Annotated in this window: 15 protein-coding genes, 1 pseudogene and 1 riboswitch; of the genes and pseudogenes, 5 read left to right on the forward strand and 11 right to left on the reverse strand. The window is 60.5% G+C overall.

The annotated features are described in order from the left end of the window. The first annotated feature begins 26 nt into the window (after positions 1-26). Genes CO670_RS05455 through lpdA form a run of 4 tightly spaced genes read left to right on the forward strand, consistent with a single transcriptional unit; the run spans position 27 to position 4,902 of the window. Positions 27-1,259, forward strand: coding sequence for a 3-methyl-2-oxobutanoate dehydrogenase (2-methylpropanoyl-transferring) subunit alpha (locus tag CO670_RS05455; protein WP_097589321.1), 1,233 nt, complete (start codon positions 27-29; stop codon positions 1,257-1,259). Position 1,260: 1 nt separating this feature from the next. Further along, on the forward strand, positions 1,261-2,274 hold the full coding sequence (locus CO670_RS05460; protein ID WP_088683361.1) for an alpha-ketoacid dehydrogenase subunit beta: 1,014 nt from the start codon (positions 1,261-1,263) through the stop codon (positions 2,272-2,274). Positions 2,275-2,277: 3 nt separating this feature from the next. Continuing rightward, positions 2,278-3,501 (forward strand): dihydrolipoamide acetyltransferase family protein, encoded by a 1,224-nt coding sequence (locus tag CO670_RS05465; protein ID WP_097589322.1) that lies wholly within the window; start codon positions 2,278-2,280, stop codon positions 3,499-3,501. A gap of 3 nt (positions 3,502-3,504) precedes the next feature. Beyond that, positions 3,505-4,902, forward strand: a complete 1,398-nt coding sequence (gene lpdA / locus CO670_RS05470) for a dihydrolipoyl dehydrogenase (protein WP_097589323.1) — start codon at positions 3,505-3,507, stop codon at positions 4,900-4,902. Between the two features lie 81 nt (positions 4,903-4,983). Here the strand turns inward: lpdA and CO670_RS05475 are convergent, their stop codons facing one another. The 8 genes from CO670_RS05475 to CO670_RS05510 all read right to left on the reverse strand — a co-directional run bounded on the left by CO670_RS05475 (position 4,984) and on the right by CO670_RS05510 (position 11,439). Then, on the reverse strand, positions 4,984-5,316 hold the full coding sequence (locus CO670_RS05475) for a type II toxin-antitoxin system RelE/ParE family toxin (RefSeq protein ID WP_097589324.1): 333 nt from the start codon (positions 5,314-5,316) through the stop codon (positions 4,984-4,986). Beyond that, positions 5,313-5,552: a type II toxin-antitoxin system ParD family antitoxin gene (locus CO670_RS05480; RefSeq protein ID WP_097589325.1), complete on the reverse strand. Its 240-nt coding sequence runs from the start codon at positions 5,550-5,552 to the stop codon at positions 5,313-5,315. The genes CO670_RS05475 and CO670_RS05480 overlap by 4 nt, the downstream gene beginning before the upstream one ends. 70 nt (positions 5,553-5,622) lie before the next feature. Further along, complete coding sequence (locus tag CO670_RS05485; RefSeq protein ID WP_097589326.1) at positions 5,623-6,237, reverse strand: thiamine phosphate synthase; 615 nt, start codon at positions 6,235-6,237, stop codon at positions 5,623-5,625. Beyond that, positions 6,234-7,007 (reverse strand): thiazole synthase, encoded by a 774-nt coding sequence (locus CO670_RS05490; RefSeq protein WP_097589327.1) that lies wholly within the window; start codon positions 7,005-7,007, stop codon positions 6,234-6,236. Before CO670_RS05490 ends, CO670_RS05485 begins: the two co-directional genes overlap by 4 nt. 1 nt (position 7,008) lies before the next feature. Then, positions 7,009-7,206: a sulfur carrier protein ThiS gene (gene thiS, locus CO670_RS05495; RefSeq protein WP_088673849.1), complete on the reverse strand. Its 198-nt coding sequence runs from the start codon at positions 7,204-7,206 to the stop codon at positions 7,009-7,011. Next, on the reverse strand, positions 7,197-8,177 hold the full coding sequence (gene thiO, locus CO670_RS05500; protein ID WP_097589328.1) for a glycine oxidase ThiO: 981 nt from the start codon (positions 8,175-8,177) through the stop codon (positions 7,197-7,199). Before thiO ends, thiS begins: the two co-directional genes overlap by 10 nt. 1 nt (position 8,178) lies before the next feature. Then, the gene (gene thiC / locus CO670_RS05505; RefSeq protein ID WP_097589329.1) at positions 8,179-10,005 is read right to left on the reverse strand and encodes a phosphomethylpyrimidine synthase ThiC; all 1,827 of its coding nucleotides are present in this window, start codon (positions 10,003-10,005) and stop codon (positions 8,179-8,181) included. A 92-nt stretch (positions 10,006-10,097) separates the two neighbouring features. Continuing rightward, a riboswitch (TPP riboswitch) is annotated at positions 10,098-10,229 on the reverse strand. 127 nt (positions 10,230-10,356) lie between these two features. Further along, complete coding sequence (locus CO670_RS05510) at positions 10,357-11,439, reverse strand: class I SAM-dependent methyltransferase (RefSeq protein ID WP_176538874.1); 1,083 nt, start codon at positions 11,437-11,439, stop codon at positions 10,357-10,359. A gap of 223 nt (positions 11,440-11,662) precedes the next feature. On the opposite strand from CO670_RS05510, the gene CO670_RS05515 reads away from it, so the two are divergent. Further along, entirely contained in the window at positions 11,663-13,666 is a 2,004-nt protein-coding gene (locus tag CO670_RS05515; RefSeq protein ID WP_097589354.1) for an EAL domain-containing protein, read from the forward strand. Between the two features lie 40 nt (positions 13,667-13,706). On the opposite strand, the pseudogene CO670_RS05520 reads toward CO670_RS05515, so the two are convergent. The 3 genes and pseudogenes from CO670_RS05520 to gmd all read right to left on the reverse strand — a co-directional run. Beyond that, positions 13,707-14,395 (reverse strand): annotated as a pseudogene (locus tag CO670_RS05520) (hypothetical protein); the annotation flags it as partial. Between the two features lie 381 nt (positions 14,396-14,776). Further along, positions 14,777-15,847, reverse strand: coding sequence for a GDP-L-fucose synthase (locus CO670_RS05525; RefSeq protein ID WP_097589330.1), 1,071 nt, complete (start codon positions 15,845-15,847; stop codon positions 14,777-14,779). Beyond that, positions 15,840-16,931: a GDP-mannose 4,6-dehydratase gene (gmd, locus tag CO670_RS05530; RefSeq protein WP_097589331.1), complete on the reverse strand. Its 1,092-nt coding sequence runs from the start codon at positions 16,929-16,931 to the stop codon at positions 15,840-15,842. Before gmd ends, CO670_RS05525 begins: the two co-directional genes overlap by 8 nt. Between the last annotated feature and the right edge of the window lie 35 nt (positions 16,932-16,966).

Genomic DNA, 16,966 nt, shown 5'->3' on the forward strand with positions numbered 1-16,966 from the left:
GCCGGCAAAGGGAGGAAAGAAAAAACATGGTGGATTCCGCTCGTTTGAGCCTGCACGTCCCCGAACCCGCCGTCCGCCCGGGCGGCCAGCCCGATTTTTCCAACGTCAAGATCGCCAAGGCCGGGTCCGTGCCGCGGCCGGAGGTGGACGTCGCATCCGAGGATATCCGCGATCTCGCCTATTCGATCATCCGCGTCTTGAACCGTGACGGCGAGGCGGTCGGTCCCTGGGCCGGATCGCTCTCCGATGAGGAACTGCTGACCGGGCTTCGCAATATGATGAAGCTGCGCGCCTTCGATGCCCGCATGCTGATGGCGCAGCGCCAGGGCAAGACTTCTTTCTACATGCAGCATCTCGGCGAAGAGGCCGTCAGCTGCGCCTTCCGCAAGGCGCTCGTGAACGGCGACATGAATTTTCCGACCTATCGCCAAGCAGGCCTTTTGATTGCCGACGACTACCCGATGGTCGAAATGATGAACCAGATCTATTCGAACGAGAGCGACCCGCTGCACGGCCGGCAGCTGCCGATCATGTATTCCTCCAAGGATCACGGCTTCTTCACCATCTCGGGCAATCTCGCCACCCAATATGTGCAGGCCGTCGGCTGGGCGATGGCGTCGGCGATCAAGAACGACAGCCGCATTGCTGCGGCCTGGATCGGCGACGGATCGACGGCGGAATCCGATTTCCATTCGGCGCTCGTTTTCGCCTCGACCTACAAGGCGCCCGTCATCCTCAACATCGTCAACAATCAGTGGGCGATCTCCACCTTCCAGGGCATTGCCCGCGGCGGCTCCGGCACGTTCGCCGCCCGCGGCCTCGGTTTCGGCATTCCGGCGCTGCGGGTCGACGGCAACGATTATCTCGCCGTCCATGCCGTCGCCCGCTGGGCGGCCGAGCGCGCCCGGCGCAATCTCGGGCCGACGCTGATCGAACATGTCACCTATCGCGTCGGCGCGCATTCGACCTCCGACGATCCGAGCGCCTATCGGCCGAAAACGGAATCGGAAGCCTGGCCGCTCGGCGATCCCGTGCTGCGGCTGAAGAAACATCTGATCGTCAAGGGCGTCTGGTCGGAGGAGCGGCATGTGCAGGCGGAAGCCGAAATCATGGATGAGGTGATCGAAGCGCAGCGCCAGGCGGAGACGCACGGCACGCTGCATGCCGGCGGCAAGCCTTCGGTGCGCGACATTTTCGAAGGCGTCTATGCCGAGATGCCGCCGCATATCCGCCGCCAGCGGCAGAAGGCGGGGTACTGACATGGCCAGGATGACGATGATCGAGGCCGTGCGCAGCGCCATGGACGTCTCGATGGCGCGCGACGACAATGTCGTGGTCTTCGGCGAGGATGTCGGCTATTTCGGCGGCGTCTTCCGCTCGACGCAGGGCCTGCAGGCGAAATACGGCAGAACGCGCTGCTTCGATACGCCGATCAGCGAATCCGGCATCGTCGGTACGGCGATCGGCATGGCGGCCTATGGGCTGAAACCCTGTGTCGAGATTCAGTTCGCCGATTACATGTATCCGGCCTATGACCAGCTGACGCAGGAGGCGGCGCGCATCCGCTACCGGTCCAACGGCGATTTCACCTGCCCGATCGTCGTGCGCATGCCGACAGGCGGCGGCATCTTCGGCGGCCAGACGCACAGCCAGAGCCCGGAAGCGCTCTTCACCCATGTCTGTGGGCTGAAGGTGATCGTGCCGTCCAATCCCTATGATGCCAAGGGCCTGCTGATCGCGGCGATCGAGGACCCTGATCCCGTCATGTTTCTGGAGCCGAAGCGGCTCTATAACGGCCCCTTCGACGGTCATCACGAGCGGCCGGTGACGCCCTGGTCGAAACACGACCTCGGCGAGGTGCCCGACGGCCATTATACCATTCCGATCGGCAAGGCCGAGGTGCGGCGCACGGGATCGGCGGTGACAGTGATCGCCTATGGCACCATGGTGCATGTGGCGCTCGCCGCGGCCGAGGATGCCGGTATCGATGCCGAGGTGATCGATTTGAGAAGCCTGCTGCCGCTCGATCTCGATACGATCGTCAGATCGGTCACCAAGACCGGGCGCTGCGTCGTTGTTCATGAGGCGACCTTGACGTCGGGATTCGGCGCCGAAGTCGTGTCGCTGGTGCAGGAACATTGCTTCTATCATCTCGAAGCGCCTGTCGTGCGCGTCGCCGGCTGGGACACGCCCTATCCGCATGCGCAGGAGTGGGACTATTTTCCCGGTCCAGGCCGGGTCGGGCGGGCGCTCGCCGAAGTCATGGAGGCCTGAGCCATGGGCGAATTCATCATCAAGATGCCCGATGTCGGGGAAGGGGTCGCCGAGGCCGAGCTTGTCGAATGGCATGTGAAGCCAGGAGATCCGGTCCGCGAGGACATGGTGATCGCCGCCGTGATGACCGACAAGGCGACCGTCGAAATTCCCTCTCCCGTCAACGGCACGGTCATCTGGCTTGCCGGCGAGGTCGGTGACCGGATTGCGGTGAAGGCGCCGCTGGTGCGGATCGAGACCGCTGGAGATGTGGGCGAGGCGCAGCCGATGCAGATCTCGCAGGCGCCGATTGCCGAACCGGCCAAGGGCGAAACGGCAAAGCCCGCGCCGCCGCCTCCTGCCGCGCAGCCCGCCGAAAAGCCGCTCGCCGCGCCCTCGGTGCGGCTCTTCGCCAGGGAAAGCGGCGTCGATCTGAGGCAAGTGCAGGGAAGCGGACCGGCCGGGCGTATCCTGCGCGAGGATGTCGAGCAATTCCTGGCCCAGGGAACGGCGCCTGCGGCGGCAAAGACGGGCTTCGCCAGGAAAACGGCGACCGAAGAAATCAAGCTCACTGGCCTGCGCCGCCGGATCGCCGAGAAGATGGTGCTGTCCACCTCGCGCATTCCTCACATCACCTATGTGGAGGAAGTCGATATGACGGCGCTCGAGGAACTGCGCGCCACGATGAACGGCGACCGCCGGGAGGGTCATCCGAAGCTGACGGTTCTGCCCTTCCTGATGCGGGCGCTGGTCAAGGCGATTTCCGAGCAGCCGGAGGTCAACGCCACCTTCGACGACGATGCCGGCATCATCACGCGTTATAGTGCCGTGCATATCGGCATCGCCACGCAGACGCCAGCCGGGCTGACCGTGCCCGTCGTGCGGCATGCGGAAGCGCGCGGCATCTGGGATTGCGCGGCCGAGATGAACCGGCTGGCGGAAGCGGCGCGCTCGGGCACGGCGACGCGTGATGAGCTTTCCGGCTCCTCCATCACCATCAGCTCGCTTGGAGCGCTTGGCGGCATCGTCTCGACGCCCGTCATCAATCATCCTGAGGTCGCGATCATCGGCGTCAACAAGATCGCCACGCGTCCGGTCTGGGACGGGACGCAATTCGTGCCGCGCAAGATGATGAATCTCTCCTCGAGCTTCGATCATCGCATTATCGACGGCTGGGATGCGGCGACCTTCGTGCAGCGCATCCGTACGCTCCTCGAAACGCCGGCGCTCATTTTCATCGAAGGCTGAGCCATGAAAGAAATTCTCTGCAAGCTCCTCGTCATCGGCGCCGGTCCGGGCGGCTATGTCTGCGCTATCCGCGCCGGCCAGCTCGGCATCGATACCGTCATCGTCGAGGCGGGAAAGCCGGGCGGCACCTGCCTGACGGTCGGCTGCATCCCTTCCAAGGCGCTGATCCATGCGGCCGAGGAATTCGACGCGACGCAAAAGATGCTCGCCGGCAGGAACCCGATGGGCATCCGTATCGAAGGCGCTTCACTTGATTTGCGAAGGACGATTGCCTGGAAGGACGGCATCGTCGGCCGGTTGACGGGCGGCGTCTCCGGGCTGTTGCAGAAGGCGCGGGTCAAGATCGTCCACGGCCGCGCCCACTTTCGCGACGGCAAGACCGTAGAGGTCGAGACGGAAACCGGCCAGCAGATCATCCGCGCCGAGACCGTGGTGATCGCCACCGGCTCCGATCCGGTGGAGCTTGCCAGCCTGCCCTTCGGCGGTCGCGTCATTTCCTCGACCGAGGCGCTGTCGCTGACGGAGCTGCCCAAGAAGCTCGTGGTGGTCGGCGGCGGCTATATCGGGCTGGAACTCGGCACGGCCTTCTCCAAGATGGGATCGGAAGTCACGGTCGTCGAGGCGACGCAACAGGTGCTGCCGCTCTATGACGCCGAGATGGTGCGGCCCGTCCTGCGCAAGCTCACCGAAAGCGGTATCCGTGTGTTGACGGGTGCGAAGGCCATGGGTCTTGCCGACAATGGCGAGGCATTGCTCATCGAAACCTCCGACGGCCGGCGGGAGACCTTGCCGGCCGACCGCATCCTCGTCACCGTCGGCCGCCGCCCGCGAACAGCGGGATCCGGTCTCGAAGAGCTCGATCTCGATCGTGCCGGTCCTTATCTCAGGATTGATGATCGCTGCCGCACCTCCATGCGCGGCATCTATGCGATCGGCGACGTGACCGGCGAACCGATGCTGGCCCACCGGGCCATGGCGCAAGGGGAGATGGTGGCGGAGATCATCGCCGGCAGGAAGCGGGCCTGGGACAAGCGCTGCATTCCCGCCATCTGCTTCACCGATCCCGAGATCGTCAGCGCCGGTCTCTCGCCGGCGGAGGCGCGGGCACAAGGCTATGAGATCCGCACCGGGCAGTTTCCCTTCAGCGCCAATGGACGGGCGATGACGATGCTGTCCGAAGAGGGCTTCGTGCGCGTCGTCGCCCGCGCCGACACCAATCTCGTTCTCGGCCTGCAGGCAGTGGGGGCGGGTGTCTCCGAACTCTCGGCCGCCTTCGCCATGGCAATCGAGATGGGCGCACGCCTGGAAGACATCGCCGGCACCATCCACGCACATCCGACCCGCAGCGAAGCGATCATGGAAGCGGCGGCGAAAGCTTTGGGAAGTGCCTTGCACATCTGAAAGAGATGACGGGATCCCGGTATGGTTGTGGGTCGGGCTTTCTCTCGGCTACAGACATTTCAGCCTAAAATGAACATGGGGCTAATTCGATGCTTCGGGATCTTGCAGCCACGTCGGAATATCCAGCTTAGCGTGGAGGATACGCCATACGTCGACATGATCGGCTTGCTCGAGATAGAAGACGATATAGGGAAAGTCCTTTAGTCTTATGCTGCGTAGATCAGGCAGGCCGAGTTCATATGCATAACGCAAGGAACCCGATGCAGGATGCTCGGCGAGCAAAGGAAATGTCGACTGCAATGCATCAACGAAGCCTATCGCGACTTGAGCGCCAGCCTCGCGAGCATAGTAACCCACGGCGTTCTCGGCGTCTTCGCGAGCCGATTGGCGGGGGATAACAGACTTTGCTGTCACTTGGAGCTTTGTTTCAAGGCGCGGTCGCGCAAGCCGTCGAAATAATTGGCATTAACCGGCTCGGTTGCTGCGGATGACGCGCCCTCAAGCAGCAGATCGCGCAAATGCTGCCGCTCTTTGTCGCGACGGATCAGCTCACGTACATACTCGCTGCTCGTGCCATAACCTCGCCCGGCGACCTGTTGATCGACGAAGTGTTTTAGGCTGTCGGGCAACGAGATATTCATAGTGCTCATCGGGGCAGGGTAGCTACTATGGCAAAATTTGGCAAGGCTTGGGTTCTACAATTTTGTGGCAGGTTCTTCCTCAGCCTTCCCCGCAGAACGTGCGCGTTGCCGCAATCCACTCCAGAGTTCGCCGCTCGGGATCGGAATTGCGTGTGATGTCGGTGACGACGGCAGCGCTGTCGGCGCCGTTTTCAAACACACCGGGGATGCGCTCCACGTTCAGCCCGCCAATGGCGACGAGGGGTAGGGGGCCGATGCGGCTCCTCCAGTCGCGCAGCCGATCGAGGCCCTGCGGCGCCCAGGGCATGACCTTGAGGATGGTGGCATAGATCGGCCCGAGCGCGATATAGTCCGGGCGGGCCGCAAGTGCGACGTCCAGTTCCGCCTCGTCATGGGTGGAGAGCCCTAATTTCAGGCCGGCCTTGCGGATGGCGGCAAGATCGGCGGCCGCCAGATCCTCCTGGCCGAGGTGGATGAAATCGCAGCCTTCTTCGATGGCAAGCTGCCAGTGGTCATTGACGATCAGCTGGCAGCCATGCGTCTCGCAGACTGCTTTTGCCGCTCGGATTTCCGCGCGTATGTCCTCCAGCGCTCGTTCCTTGACGCGCAATTGCACGAGTTTGACGCCAAGCGGAACCAGCCTTTCGATCCAGGCGGCGTTGTCGACGATCAGATAGAACGGATGGAGCGTCATGCGAAAACCGCCTTTCCGATCACCGGCGTCGAGGGAACCGCCATGTCGCGCGGCTCCAGCATGCCGGCGCCGAATGCCTGCCTGCCGGCATCGATCGCTTTGGCAAAGGCTTCCGCCATGGCGGCAGGATCGCCCGCTCCGGCGACCGCCGTGTTGAGCAGGACCGCATCAAAGCCCAGTTCCATCACGGTCGTTGCATGCGACGGCCGCCCGATCCCCGCATCGACGATCAGCGGTACACCGGGAAAATGCGCCCGCATGGATCGAAGGGCGGAAAGATTGAGCGGCCCCGCCGCCGTCCCGATCGGCGCGCACCAGGGCATCAGCACCTTGCATCCCGCCTCCAGCAGGCGCTCGGCCACCACCAGATCGTCGGTCGTATAGGGAAAGACCTCGAAACCTTCGCCGCAAAGGATGCGGGCGGCCTCGACGAGCCCGAATACGTCAGGCTGCAGCGTGTCGTGGTTGCCGATCACCTCCAGCTTGATCCAATTGGTCTGAAACACATCGCGCGCCATCTTGGCCGTCAGCACCGCCTCGGAGACGCCATGGCAGCCGGCGGTATTGGGGAGCACGCGCACTCCGAGCGCGCGGATCATGTCGAAGAATACGTTGCCGTTGCGCCCGCCGACGGCTTCACGCCGCAGCGACACCGTGACGATGTCCGTTCCGGATCGCTTGACGGCGTCGGCGAGGACCGCCGGTGAAGGGTAGCGCGCGGTGCCGAGAAGAAGCCGCGATCCGATCTGGTTTCCGTAGAGATCAAGCATGTCAGCCTCCCTGCATCGGGGTCAGGATCTCGACCCGGTCATTGTCGTTGAGAGCGTGATCGTCGCGGTCCTCGCGAGGAACGAGCTCGCCGTTGACCGCGGTTGCAAGCCATTCTCCCTCGTAGTCGAGTGCGGTGAGCAGCTGCGAAAGCGTGCTTGCGGCGATTGTCTGGGGTTCGCCATTGATGATCAGACGCATTGGGAGCTCCTTTGCTTCGTCCATTCGGAAAAGACGAGATCGGCGGCTTTTGCCGCCATTGCGGGCGCCAGGAGAAAACCGTGGCGATAAAGGCCGTTGAACACGACGGCATTGCCTTGCCGTATCACCCGAGGGAGGTTGTCGGGGAAGGCCGGGCGGATGCCGGCGCCGGTTTCGACGAGGGTCGCGTCAGCAAAGGCGGGATGCAGCGTGTAAGCCGCGTTCAGCAATTCCATCAGCGAGCGCGCGGTGATCAGCCCGCCGAAATCGCTCTCGATCATGGTCGCGCCGACCATGAAGAGGCCGGCGCCGCGGGGCACGATATAGACCGGGATGCGGGGATGAAGCAGGCGGACGGGCCGTGAAAGCTCTATTTCATCGCTGTGCAGATAGAGCATTTCGCCTCGCACGCCGCGCAGGTCGTCAACCTGGCCAATGCGCGCAGCACCCGCACAGTCGACGATATCGGAGAAACCATCTTCCTCCGCGGCGCCGCCTGCGAAGACAACGCCCTGCGCCGACAGTTTGTCTTTCAGCGCGATAAGTGTCCGCCGGGGATCGAGATGCGCTTCCTCGGGGAAAAACAGGCCATGCCGGAACCGGCCGGCAAGAGCCGGCTCGAGCAGGGCGATGTCTTCCTCCTCCACCCATCGATAGTTGCTCGTCCGCCCGGCAAAGCGCTTCAGCTCTCCATGGTCACGCGCCGGCGCGACCACCAGTGTCCCGTTGCGGACGACGTGGCCGGGCAGGATCGCTTCCCAGCGGTCGGCCGCCTGCCCGCCCAGCCGGACCACGGCCTCGTCGGCGCTTTCACGCTCGCACCATGGCGCCAGCATGCCGCCGGCGAGCCACGAGGCGGCTCGATCGAAGTTCGCATGCGGGTCGACGACGCTGACCTCGGCGCCGCGGGCCTGCAGTTCGTGCGCAACGAGGAGGCCGGAGATGCCGGCCCCTTTCACGAGGACGCGCATCTCAGGCTCCCGTGGCCTCGATCGACGAGACGGCAACATAAAGGTCGCCGCCTTCGCGGTAACGGGCCGCCATGGCCTCGAGACCCTCCTTCTGCGCCTCCGACCTTATATCGTGCGATATCCGCATCGAGCAGAATTTCGGGCCGCACATCGAACAGAAATGGGCGACCTTGTGCGCCTCTTTCGGAAGTGTCTCGTCGTGGAAGGAGCGGGCCGTCTCGGGATCGAGCGAAAGATTGAACTGGTCTTCCCAGCGGAATTCGAAACGGGCGCGCGACAGCGCATCGTCGCGAATACGCGCCGCGGGATGGCCCTTGGCGAGATCGGCTGCATGGGCGGCGATCTTGTAGGTGATGACGCCGGTCTTGACGTCGTTGCGGTCAGGCAGGCCGAGATGCTCCTTCGGCGTGACGTAGCAGAGCATGGCCGTGCCGAACCAGCCGATCATCGCCGCGCCGATCCCCGAGGTGATGTGATCGTAGCCCGGCGCAATGTCGGTCGTCAGCGGGCCGAGCGTATAAAAGGGGGCCTCGCCGCAGACGGCAAGCTGCTTGTCCATGTTTTCTTTGATCTTGTGCATCGGCACATGGCCCGGCCCCTCGATCATGACCTGGCAATCCTTGGCCCAGGCGATCTTTGTCAGTTCGCCGAGCGTTTCGAGTTCGGCAAATTGCGCCGCGTCGTTGGCGTCGGCGATCGAGCCGGGGCGCAATCCGTCGCCGAGAGAGAAGGAGACGTCATAGGCGCGGCAGATGTCGCAGATTTCCTCGAAATGCTCGTAGAGGAAGCTCTCGCGATGATGGTGCAAACACCACTTGGCCATGATCGAACCGCCGCGCGAGACGATGCCGGTGACGCGGTTGACGGTCAGCGGGATATAATGCAGCCGCACACCGGCATGGATGGTGAAATAGTCGACGCCCTGTTCGGCCTGTTCGATCAGCGTATCGCGATAGATTTCCCAGGTGAGGTTTTCGGCGATGCCTTCGACCTTTTCCAGCGCCTGGTAAAGCGGCACGGTGCCGATCGGCAGCGGTGAGTTGCGGATGATCCATTCGCGGATATTGTGGATGTTGCGGCCGGTCGAAAGGTCCATGACGGTGTCGGCGCCCCAGCGGGCGGCCCAGACCATCTTCTCGACCTCCTCCGCCATCGACGAGGTGACCGCCGAGTTGCCGATATTGGCGTTGATCTTCACCAGGAAATTCCGGCCGATGATCATCGGTTCCGATTCCGGATGATTGATATTGGCCGGAATGATCGCCCGTCCGGCTGCGACTTCCTGGCGCACGAATTCCGGCGTCACGTGATCGGGAATATGGGCGCCGAAGCTCTCGCCATCGCGAAGCATCGCGCCGGCCTGGGCTTTGCGGCCGAGATTTTCGCGAATGGCGATGAATTCCATCTCCGGGGTGATGATACCGGCGCGCGCGTAAGCCAGCTGCGTCACCGCCCTGCCGTCCTTGGCCCGCAACGGCTGACGTTTTGCCGGAAATTCCGGCGTCAGCCGCTCGCCGCTGGCAAAGCCGTTGTCCTCGGGGCGGATGTGGCGGCCCTCATAGGGCTCGACGTCGCCGCGCGCGAGCACCCAGTCGCGGCGCAGCGCGGCAAGGCCTTGCTCGATACGGATGTCGGCGCCTTCGATCGTGTAGGGGCCGGAGGAATCATAGACGGTCACCGGCGGTTCGCCGGAGGTCGGATGCAGGCTGATCTGCCGCATCGGGACTTGAAGATCGGCATGGATCTCTCCCGCGACGTGGATCTTGCGCGATGCCGGCAGGGGGCCGGTCGTGACGGTTGGGGTGAGGTTCTTTGCGGCAATGGTCATGGTTTGAGGCTCCAAAGTGCAGTTGGAGACCCAGTCAGTCAGCCGGAATGATGAAAAGACGCCGGCCTGGATTCCACGCGTGAACCCGCAGCCTTCGAGCGCTTGCACCGTCCCTACGCCAGTATGAACTGGATCAGGTTCAACGGGTCACTGCGCCACAACAGGCAAAGCCTTATTGTCCAGCAGTATCTCAGCCCCTTGCCGGGACCCCCCTGGTGAATGCTGCGGAGGCTACGTCCTCGATCCAGTTCATGTCAACCCTGGAGCTGAAAGTAACCCGATTGCCACGCACGAGTGGCGATGCCGCCGGACTGGGCACATTGGTTTGTGAGCCGCCCAGCCCGTCGAAGCTTACGACAGCTTTTTGATCGTGCTGTAAATGATGTTGCGGTTAGCGCCGAACCAGACCGCCTTATCAACCGTGTGTTCCGGCGCACTACCATTGGCAATACGCCACATATCGGCCTCGGAACGCTGGAGGAGCTCCCAGTTCATGTAGGATTCCATGTATCCGTCATCCGCCATCTCGTCGGAGAAGTTGGCAAATAGAAAGACGCCGCCCGGTTTCAGCATTTCCATGCAAATCTGCGTCAGTCGGATTGCTACTTTATCGGTAAGGTAATCGTACAATCCTGCTGCGTAGATGAGATCGAAGGTGCCGATTTCATGTTTTCGCGCCAGCAAGCCGCGCACAGATCCGTTGATAGCCTCGACCGAAGTTCCATGGAACTGGCTCGCGATCGAGCCGATGCTTTGGGGATCCTGATCAAGAGCAACCCAGCGTTTAAGGCGGCCTTCCGCAAGTGCTTTTGATTCCTCCGCTTCGCGAAGGTGACCGGCGGCGATGGCGAGGACCTCGGTATCGCGACCTATTCGCGCAGCGGTCTCATCGACGTAGCGGGTCAGGGTGTCGCGACGTTCCCTCACGGCTACCGGGCCGGGAGCGTTTATCGTGTATTCGAAGATATCCAGACCGAGAGGGGTAGATCTGGCCACTTCTTCGGCCGCCGCCGAATGCCCATAAATAAAGTCTATCAGACCGGCATCACCGGAGTAGCCGCGGGGTTTCTCAAAGGACCAACGAGTAAACGGGCACTGCTGCAGAATCTCTGCCGAGGGATGTGCCTGAATAATCGGGATGAGCTTCTGCCACACAGCAGCGCCGAATTTTAGACGGATGTCATGGAGCTGGCCAATCAACCATTTGACCGCGTCAGGCAGGCCTTTGCCGGCGGCGAACCGCTGCATAGCAATGGTGATGACGATTGCAAACTCAGCCTCCGCAATTCGCAGGTGGTCTGTTTCATTATCCTTGTTAGGTGAGGGGAACTGATTGCTGACGGACTGCGGTATAATCAAGCTTTGGCCATCGAGGGAAAAAAGCGGCTGAACCAAGGAAACCTCATCGGTGAATAGAGATTTAAAAGATTGCATAAAATCCTTAGCATTTTCGTGAAGGTCAAGCGTAAAGGTTGGCGGCAGTGTCCCCCGTGCACGTCCTGGCTTTAGAAAGTATTAGTGAACCCAAGAGATACTCCGCCCGCTTGGGGATCGTTTGGGCGTTATCGGTTGATGCGGGGTCCGCGTAGGGCTATCCAGCTTCAGCTAGCGGTCTGTGTAGAGCAACTGCTGTAAGATGTTGGGTGGCAGGGGCATGATGCACGTGTTAGCCGAGACCGCAGTCGCCGCCTCGCGGCCGACACTGTCGCCAGAACAGTTGCGTCGTCTTTATAAGCAGGAGAGCGAGAGCGGCCGAAAGAGCGCGACGCGCAAGGGCCTCTGGATAGCGGTAGCTGCTTACCTTGCATACGCTTTCACGGACTATCTTTTTATCGGTGATGTCGTTCAGTACACGATCGCTGGCCGGTTGGCGGTCGGCGTCAGTGCGCTCTGCATGCTGGAACTCTTACTCTACCGCAAAGCAAAGGCCGATACGGTCGACATGGCCGCGGCGGTGTCCGTGCTGGCAGCCTATCTTGTCTGGCTTCTGACCGGCCAGATGACCACGGTCAGGGACGCCTTCTCATATTATATGGTTTTTGGCGCGATCTTCATGATGAGCGTCAACCTGTTCTTCAGTTTCCGGTTCCCGGTTGCTCTTGCCGCCTCTGCAACGAACGTGCTCATCTTCATCGGCGCCCTCTATCTGTTCGTGCCTATGTTGCTTCTCCACAAGCTGATCCTCGGCGCATTCTGCATTTCTTGCTTTATTTTCACGTCTTACGTGAACCTTCAGCTCAATAGAGAGCGCTACAAAGTGTTCTTGAATGCTCTTGAAGCTGGTTTGCAGCAAGCTGCTGCCGACGAGAGGGGCAAGGCTCTTTTGCACCTCTCAAACACGGACTCGTTGACCGGCCTGGAAAATCGCCGGGCAATCGATCAACGTCTGCGTGATCATTGGCAACGCTGGCATGACCATAGGGCGCCCTTTGCCGTTCTGCTTATCGATGTCGATCATTTCAAGCGCTATAACGACTGTTACGGCCATCAAGAAGGTGACCGGTGTCTTGTAGCGGTCTCCCAGCTCCTCCAAAGCGTGGCCCAGTCCCAGGGCGCGATCATCGGGCGATATGGCGGTGAGGAGTTCATCGTCATCACACCGATGCCAAATCCGGAAAGAGCGACCGAGCTTGCGGAAGCAATGTGTGCTGCCGTTCGAGCCTTGGCTTGGCCGCATGAGCACAGGCGAGACGGGACCACCGTCATTACCGTGAGTGTCGGCGTTTCCTATACGCGGGATCAGACCAAGCAGGTCGACAAGGTCATTCATGAAGCTGATCGCGCGCTTTATGCCGCCAAGGCAACGGGCCGCAACACTCAGCGGGTCTTCGATCCTGATGACCCGCTGAGCAGCGATGACAGCGAGGATATAGCTGCGACCCTGAGGATCGCGCTTGAACACGACCTTGTCTCCCTCGTCTATCAACCGATCCGCAACGTGCAGACGGGCAAGACGGATGCTGTCGAAGCTTTGATGCGTTTGAGGATGTTGGACGGAACGGCCGTGTCCCCTGCCACATTTATCCCGGTTGCGGAAAGGACAGGTTCGATCATCGAACTGGGGCGGTGGGCGATTCGCACTGTCTGCCGGGACCTGTTGGCGACCGGCGTGGTGCAAGTGGCAAGCGTCAACGTTTCGCCGATTGAACTCAAGATGCCAGGTTTCGCGAGCTATGTCGCAGCAACACTGGCCGAATTCAACGTGACGGGCGCTCGGCTTGCTTTCGAAATTACCGAAGGAGTGGAGCTGGAAATCGACCAGGATGTGGTTCGTTGCATCAGCGATCTGAGAAAGCTAGGCGCTCAAGTCTGGCTCGACGACTTTGGCACAGGGTTCGCGGGGCTCTCGTGGCTTCGCCTCATAGAGTTCGACACCATCAAGATCGATCGATCCTTCCTCCATGACTGCAACACGGAAAGAGGCAAGAGGATGTTGCTCGACATCATCAGCCTGCTGCGCAATCGCGGCGTGAGGATCCTCATTGAAGGCGTGGAGACCATTGAACATCAGCGGCTGATGCAGCAGTACGGAATCAACCAGATTCAAGGATATTACATTGGCCGTCCCGCGCCGGCGGCTCAGTTTGAAACTGATAACGTGCTGCCGTTCGGCATGGTCAGGAACTTTGATTCCAAACGTCTTTTTGGGAATGGCGCATAGGTTCAGATCCTGTCGAGGCGAAGGTGTCTCACCCGGCTGTTCATGACACCCCGCGATACGGTGAAGATCGAGCCGGAGAAGCAGGAATGACCTGACGGCCTCGGCCGCAGCCGTGGGGCAACAGCCCTTTGATGACACGACGACCAGGATAGGGATTGTAGATCCCGTATCGCTGAATGGCGAGGCGCCAGGCTTCATAGAAAGTTGCCTGGTTATCGGCCACATCCTTGCTTGTGGCCTTGACGGTCTTCACGAACAACGTGCCTGGATCATCGGGACCGCCGAGCAACACGCCACGGTGGCGATCGATATAAGCAGTCAAATATTTGTAGAGGTCCTGGAGATCCGGCAAGACGAGCCGAAATGGTTTCGAGCCGAAGAATCACGAATTGGCATTCTTGAAGGCGCTGGATTGGATAAGCACCTCCCAGCTACTATCACGGTCGCTCCAGCGGATTTCCCCACGTTTCATGTCCTCCAATCGCCTTTCCGATGTGGGGAAATGTCCAGGCGGGCAAGCGATTAACTGCCTTAGGTTTTTTGACGAAGAGCCAGATGTAGCCTCAGGCGCAGCATCAAAAATGATCGGACCGCTTCCGCAGTCGGGCGCGGATAACGATCTTCGTTCGGCATGCGTTTGAGGATCTAATCGGTAATTTTGCGATACTCTAACAGAGGACTTTCGGCTTCGAGAATAGACCTAATCGGCTCGATCGGGTCACGATGGACATGTGACCGCGCGAGTTCTTCGGGATCGGTCAGCCAGGTTTGCCGCCCGGTCGCATCGATGCGGAACTGTCAATCCAGAGCAGGTTCCGTCTGGCTCTTCACTTCGCCTCTCGACTTTCTTGCAGCGATTGTCGTCCGGCAGTCCAGCCGAAGGTAAGATCCGTGGGGTCATCCGATGCGGACTATCTGCGCAATAGCGCGACAAGCGAAATCGGCATTTCGACTGCGAAAAAATCCATTGCGACACCGATAATCATCACCCATACGACTACCAGGAAAATGAGCGCTGCGATCCTGATTTCTACAGGTTCCATTATTTGCTCCGTCCCAGCATATGCGTCCTCCCCGAGACGAAACCCTGTTCTCCCTCGTGCAAATTCCCTATGCGCGAGGATGATGGGCAACTGCAGAGCGCGTGGCCGCGCGCGGCGGCGAAGTCTTGGTTTTCTCAAAACCGATGTCGCTTGAACCGATCAAGTCGCTGGACAGAGCTCTGTCGCTGCGTTCGAGATGGTGGCCGTCTAGGAAGGAACGGTAGGCAGCTGCGATGCCCTCCTTCAGACCTATCTTGGGAGACCAGCCCAGAGTGCGAAGCTTGTCGACGCTCAGGAGTTTACGTGGCGTGCCATCTGGCTTGGTGAGGTCGCGCGTGATCTTGCCTTTGAAACCAACGATCTTGGAGACGAGACGCGTCAATTCGAGGATGGTAATGTCTTCGCCACAACCGACGTTCACATGACCTTCGGCGGAATAGGTCTTCATGAGATGGAGGCAGGCGTCGGCGCAATCGTCAACGTGCAGGAATTCGCGCCGCGGCGTGCCGGTACCCCAGATGCATATCTCTTGCTGCCGGTTGACCTTGGCCTCATGTGTCTTGCGTATGAGCGCCGGCATGACATGGCTTGACCCGAGGTCAAAATTGTCGCCGGGACCATAAAGATTGGTGGGCATGGCCGCGATGAAATCTCTGCCGTGCTGTTTGCGATAGGCTTGGCATAGCTTCAATCCGGCAATTTTGGCGATCGCATACCATTCATTCGTTGGCTCAAGCGATCCAGTCAGAAGTGAGTCCTCAACGATCGGCTGATCGGCGAATTTCGGATAGATGCAGGACGAGCCCAGAAACATCAGTTTTTCGACCTGAGTTCTATGGGCTGCGTGAATGACGTTCGCCTGGAGGGCTAAATTGTCGTAAAGGAAGTCGGCCGGATAGGTCGCGTTCGCGAGAATGCCGCCGACCCTTGCCGCAGCCAGGAAGACAACGTCGGGACGATGCTTGCTCATCCAGGCCTCAACCTGTTCCTGCCGCCTGAGGTCGACCTCGGCGCGGGTGGCCGTCAAAATCTCGCAACCCTCGGAAGCGAGACGCCGCACGATCGCAGAACCCACCATGCCGCGGTGGCCCGCGACATAGACTCTCTTTCCGGCAAGGCTGTAGATCACCTCAGGCATAGGCAAAACCTCTGGTTACACCGACCGACGGGACATTTCGTGCCATGACTTTCAGATCCTCGCGAACCATCTCCGCAACCAGCTGATCAAGACTGGTCTCATGTTTCCAGCCAAGCTTCGTATGCGCCTTCGTCGGATCGCCGATCAGAAGATCGACTTCAGTCGGACGGAAATAAGCCGGATCGATCTCCACCACACACTTGCCGGATGTCCTGTCGTATCCCTTTTCCTCAACGCCGTTCCCACGCCAATCAATCGGCATGCCCACCTTGGCAAAGGCCTTGTCGACGAAGGAGCGGACCGAGTGCGTTTCGCCGGTCGCAAGGACGTAGTCGTCCGGTTCATCCTGTTGCAGCATCAGCCACATGCCGCGGACATATTCCTTTGCATGACCCCAGTCGCGCTTGGCATCGAGATTGCCGAGATAAAGCCGGTCCTGCAGGCCAAGATGGATCGCAGCGGCCGCCCGGGTGATCTTGCGCGTCACGAATGTTTCGCCGCGGATCGGGCTCTCGTGATTGAACAAAATGCCGTTCGAGGCGTGCATGCCATATGCCTCGCGATAATTGACCACGATCCAATAGGCATAGAGCTTGGCAGCTGCGTAGGGTGAGCGGGGATAGAAGGGCGTCGTTTCACTCTGGGGGACTTCCTGAACCTTGCCGTAGAGCTCGGAGGTCGATGCCTGATAAAAGCGGGTCTTCCTGGTCAGTCTCAGGAGGCGAATTGCTTCAAGGAGCCGAAGCGTGCCGGTTCCATCTGCGTTGGCCGTATATTCCGGCGTCTCGAAAGAGACTTGAACGTGGCTCTGGGCGGCGAGATTATAGATCTCGTCCGGTTGCGTTTCCTGAACGACACGGATGAGGTTCGTTGAATCGGTCATATCCCCGAAATGCAGGATAAAGCGAGGATTTTCGATATGGGGATCCTCGTATAGATGCTCGATGCGGCTGGTGTTGAAGGACGATGAACGCCGCTTGAGGCCGTGAACGACATAGCCTTTCTCCAGAAGCAATTCGGCCAGATACGCACCGTCCTGACCAGTTATGCCTGTAATCAGCGCGACTTTATTGCCATTTGTCACCGCGGTCCCCCAATATTTCTCGGCGATCAGTCAGT

The organism is Rhizobium sp. J15 (assembly GCF_002531825.1).
In the GTDB taxonomy this organism is placed as follows: domain Bacteria; phylum Pseudomonadota; class Alphaproteobacteria; order Rhizobiales; family Rhizobiaceae; genus Rhizobium.

What these genes read in the sequence shown, in the direction of transcription:
- CO670_RS05455 (WP_097589321.1), top strand. Translation starts at nt 27, where the DNA reads ATGGTGGATTCCGCTCGTTTGAGCCTGCACGTCCCCGAACCCGCCGTC.
- CO670_RS05460 (WP_088683361.1), top strand. Translation starts at nt 1,261, where the DNA reads ATGGCCAGGATGACGATGATCGAGGCCGTGCGCAGCGCCATGGACGTC.
- CO670_RS05465 (WP_097589322.1), top strand. Translation starts at nt 2,278, where the DNA reads ATGGGCGAATTCATCATCAAGATGCCCGATGTCGGGGAAGGGGTCGCC.
- lpdA (WP_097589323.1), top strand. Translation starts at nt 3,505, where the DNA reads ATGAAAGAAATTCTCTGCAAGCTCCTCGTCATCGGCGCCGGTCCGGGC.
- CO670_RS05480 (WP_097589325.1), bottom strand. Translation starts at nt 5,552, where the DNA reads ATGAGCACTATGAATATCTCGTTGCCCGACAGCCTAAAACACTTCGTC.
- CO670_RS05485 (WP_097589326.1), bottom strand. Translation starts at nt 6,237, where the DNA reads ATGACGCTCCATCCGTTCTATCTGATCGTCGACAACGCCGCCTGGATC.
- CO670_RS05490 (WP_097589327.1), bottom strand. Translation starts at nt 7,007, where the DNA reads ATGCTTGATCTCTACGGAAACCAGATCGGATCGCGGCTTCTTCTCGGC.
- thiS (WP_088673849.1), bottom strand. Translation starts at nt 7,206, where the DNA reads ATGCGTCTGATCATCAATGGCGAACCCCAGACAATCGCCGCAAGCACG.
- thiO (WP_097589328.1), bottom strand. Translation starts at nt 8,177, where the DNA reads ATGCGCGTCCTCGTGAAAGGGGCCGGCATCTCCGGCCTCCTCGTTGCG.
- thiC (WP_097589329.1), bottom strand. Translation starts at nt 10,005, where the DNA reads ATGACCATTGCCGCAAAGAACCTCACCCCAACCGTCACGACCGGCCCC.
- CO670_RS05510 (WP_176538874.1), bottom strand. Translation starts at nt 11,439, where the DNA reads ATGCAATCTTTTAAATCTCTATTCACCGATGAGGTTTCCTTGGTTCAG.
- CO670_RS05515 (WP_097589354.1), top strand. Translation starts at nt 11,663, where the DNA reads ATGCACGTGTTAGCCGAGACCGCAGTCGCCGCCTCGCGGCCGACACTG.
- CO670_RS05525 (WP_097589330.1), bottom strand. Translation starts at nt 15,847, where the DNA reads ATGCCTGAGGTGATCTACAGCCTTGCCGGAAAGAGAGTCTATGTCGCG.